This window comes from Prevotella sp. MGM1, assembly GCF_002933775.1.
Lineage (GTDB): Bacteria > Bacteroidota > Bacteroidia > Bacteroidales > Bacteroidaceae > Prevotella.
Map to the genome: position 1 here is coordinate 1 of NZ_BEWV01000108.1, position 3,648 is coordinate 3,648.

Here is a 3,648-nt window from a genome sequence, read left to right on the forward strand (position 1 = left end):
ATAACACTATACTCTTGATACTCTCTCCCGCCCACCGGAAAAATCCGCTGACCCTATTTTTTCCTAATAATAAAGATGTCATGGCAACATTCAAGACAACAATTAAAAAAGAGAAAATGAGAGCCGATAAAACATCTATTTTACGGAACAATATCATAGAGCGTACTGTCATTGTCTTGGAATATGGTTTGCATTAGCTGTATGCCCACTTTTGCTATGCTGTCTGTATCCGTATCTATTCGGAGGCTGAGGACAGGAGCATGTGTCATATCGTGATAATCAATAGGAGTGTTTCCGTAAGTATTTTCCACAGTCGGGTAGCCGTGTTCTGAGGCAAACAGTTTGATTTTTGTAAGATACGGGAGCTGACTTTTAGTGATTGCCTCATAGTCGATATAAAACTTACCGTTCTCCTGCATGAAATAGATACATGCCACGGGGCTGGAACAAATTCCGACGAAGTCATATTCGGTTTGCCTGTTTTTCAATCTCTCCAACACAATCGGCAGCTCGTTAATCGTAATTTGTTCGGCATACATCACAGCAGGAACATCGACCACTTCATGTGACACCTCACTACGTCTTACTCCATTTCCACACCCTGTAAGCCACAATACAGAAGCCGTTGCCACAATTATTATGGTAATAAAATCCTTCGTCATACAGATGTCTGTTTATCGGTAATCTGTTTGCGAAATTACTCTTTTTTTTTGTTTATTCCGTCACTCCACAGATGAAAATATTCCAGACATATAATTATTAAAAGTTCTTTTTGTGGTATTTGTATTATGTGATGTACCGAATTGTCTTTTTATTTCATTCGTCATCAATGCTGACGTGTATAACCGGCCCAGATTTCAAAATTATCGGTAATTTGTATTTTAGTACATGATCAATATCTTTGGAGAACACAATTCTGACGTAATTGTTTTCAACATGACATTAGCAATCGTGTCTTTAGACATAGCATTCCGGGTTGGCAATTTATTGTTATTTGGTTGAAAATTCATTTTCAGTAAATTACAACAGGGATCTATTCCGTTATGCAAACATCTGGTTTGCCAGAGACTGTTGATCTCAGGCTTTTGTTTGATTATACTGTTTTTATTGATGTTTATTATAGTGTAAATATAAAGTAAGGGTCTTTTTTGTTTGGTGTTTAGCGCAAAAGAGACTATCTTTGAAGGCAAACAGATATTTTTTCCTATAATATTATTATATTTGAAATGAAACGATTTAAAAAGATAGTTGCGATAGAGCCTGTGAGCATGGTTCCTTCTGCCGAAAAGCGATTGCACGACTATGCGGATGAAGTGGAGATGTATGGCGATATACCTGCTGATGCCGATGAGATAGTAAGGCGTATAGGGGATGCCGATGCCGTCTTACTCAGCTATACCTCAACCATGACGAAGGAAGTGATTGCCAGATGCGGCAATGTGAGATATATAGGCATGTGCTGTTCGCTTTACTCCCCTGAGAGTGCCAATGTGGATATTATGTATGCCGGTGAGCATGGAATAACGGTAACCGGTATACGTGACTATGGCGATGAGGGAGTGGTGGAATATGCGGTCAGTGAACTTGTGCGTTGTATGCATGGATTTGGCGGGAAAGCATGGTTCGGTGAGCCAAGTGAGATGACGGGATTGAAAGTTGGAATCGTAGGTCTGGGTAAATCAGGCGGTATGATAGCGGATGCCATGCATTTCTTTGGTGCTGATATAGCTTATTTTGCCCGTAGCGAAAAAGCTGATGCCGGAGCCAAGGGATACCGTTTTATGCCGCTTGGCGACCTTTTGGAACGGAGTGATGTGGTGTTCTGTTGTCTTAACAAGAATACCGTTTTGCTGCATGAGGCCGAGTTTGCCAGGTTAGGACAACATAAGATTCTATTCAACACCGGTTTGTCTCCCGCATGGGACGAGGATGCTTTTGCCAGGTGGATAGACGGAGACAATATTTGTTTCTGCGATACGGAAGGAGCATTGGGTGGCCGGCGTTTCCTTTATCATCCTAATGTACGTTGCATGTGTGTTTCGACAGGCCGCACTCAACAGGCCTTTGTAAGGTTAAGTAATAAAGTTTTGGATAATATCGAAAACTATCTGAACGAGGCGTGAGGCCGGATGTCTATGAATGAGTCTGCCCTAAGACATTGATAACTATGTTTAATGTCTTAGGGCAGACTTATTTATTGCCGTGCCGACAGGATTTGCCTGCTTAGCAGAATACTATCGGTGATGTGATATTGCGTAACGTGTTTATCACAGACCATGCGGCAATCTCGGCCGTAGCGCTGTATACATCTATTACGGCATGTACTTGCTCGTTGCGTATTTCCACACGTTGTGTATCGCCTTTGAAACCAGGCGTGGAGCGTATGGTAACTTTCATGTTATCCGGTCCGACCGATGCGCGGGCAGCGGCAACGGTCACATTAACCTTGGTTGGGAATTGTATGATGGCTTCAGATGCCGTGCCGCTGAATACAGTGTGTTCTTCTTTTTGCAGAGAGTCGTCGTATACAGGTGTGCCTTTCAGTGCATCCGGTCCTTTTTCGTTGAAAAATTCAGCTTTGGCATTGCCCATAAGTGTTGCTGTTTGGAGCACGTCAAACCCTCCCGTTGCTCCCGATGCGATGTAAACCTGCGCGTTATGGTCTTTTGCCGTGTGTCTCACCTCATCATAGAATTCATCGTCCGCGAAAGCACCGATTGACAGAGTTACGATTGATATTCCGTGTTTCAGTGCCGTGACTGCCCATTGTCTCATTGCGGCCGGTGAGGCGGCCTCGACCATTATGTCGGGGTTCAGGTCAATCAGGTTATCGAAACTCTCCGCAATGCGGCATTCAATTCCTTTTTCATGAGCCTTGTTTGCTATGGCTTCAGCTTTTTTCGCTGTTCGAGAGAATACCCCTATAAGTTCATATTCGGGTAAAATTCCGTTCAGAACGGCATCCGCCACTATCGTGCCCAATTTTCCGCATCCAGCTATTACCAGTCTTTTCATTTCTTTTCCTTTGGTGTGTATTATCTGATGAACAGCAGTTCTCGGTATTTCGGTAGTGTCCACAGGCCGTCTTCTACAATCATTTCGAGGCTGTCAATCTCCTTGCGTATGGCTTGCATCTTCGGTTCCACTGTGTCGTGATATGCTATCGCACGGCTGTGTATGTTGTCGATGCGGTTTGCCACGCGGCGTGCTTCGGTCAGTTCCTCCACGAGTTGTTCTATTGTCTCGGTCCGTTGGGCAATCTCTTCAATGAGTTTCAGGTTGCGGGTGCTCAGTTTCAGTGCCTTGTTCTCCGGAAAAACGGCTTTCATGCTCTGCACGTTGCGTATAAGGGTGCTCTGGTAGTGGGTTGCTACCGGTATGATGTGGTTCATTGACATGTCGCCCATCACGCGCGCTTCTATCTGTACACGCTTCACGTATGTCTCCCATTTCACCTCGTTGCGTGCTTCGAGCTCTTTCCTTGTCATCACGTTTGTGCTCTCAAACATGTCTATGCTTGTCTCGTCGAGATAGCGTTCGAATACTATCGGACAACTCTTCTCGCAGTCGAGGCCTCTTCTCTCAGCCTCTTTCACCCACTCGTCGCTGTATCCGTTGCCGTCAAACCGTATCGGTTTGCATGCCTTT

The 3,648-nt window shown here is 44.4% G+C and carries 3 protein-coding genes and 1 pseudogene; 1 reads left to right on the top strand and 3 read right to left on the bottom strand.

All coding sequences use genetic code 11. The features are described 5' to 3' along the window. Nucleotides 1-140: 140 nt before the first annotated feature. Nucleotides 141-662, bottom strand: a complete 522-nt coding sequence (locus MoGM_RS03655) for a hypothetical protein (protein ID WP_104368800.1) — start codon at nt 660-662, stop codon at nt 141-143. Between the two features lie 564 nt (nt 663-1,226). Between MoGM_RS03655 and MoGM_RS03660 the strand changes: the two genes are divergently transcribed. Further along, nucleotides 1,227-2,123, top strand: coding sequence for an NAD(P)-dependent oxidoreductase (locus MoGM_RS03660; RefSeq protein WP_104368801.1), 897 nt, complete (start codon nt 1,227-1,229; stop codon nt 2,121-2,123). A gap of 100 nt (nt 2,124-2,223) precedes the next feature. On the opposite strand, the gene MoGM_RS03665 is transcribed toward MoGM_RS03660, so the two are convergent. Both MoGM_RS03665 and MoGM_RS03670 read right to left on the bottom strand, forming a co-directional pair. Further along, entirely contained in the window at nt 2,224-3,015 is a 792-nt protein-coding gene (locus tag MoGM_RS03665; protein ID WP_104368802.1) for an aspartate dehydrogenase domain-containing protein, read from the bottom strand. A gap of 20 nt (nt 3,016-3,035) precedes the next feature. Then, a pseudogene (locus MoGM_RS03670) lies at nt 3,036-3,648 on the bottom strand (glutamine synthetase type III); the annotation flags it as partial.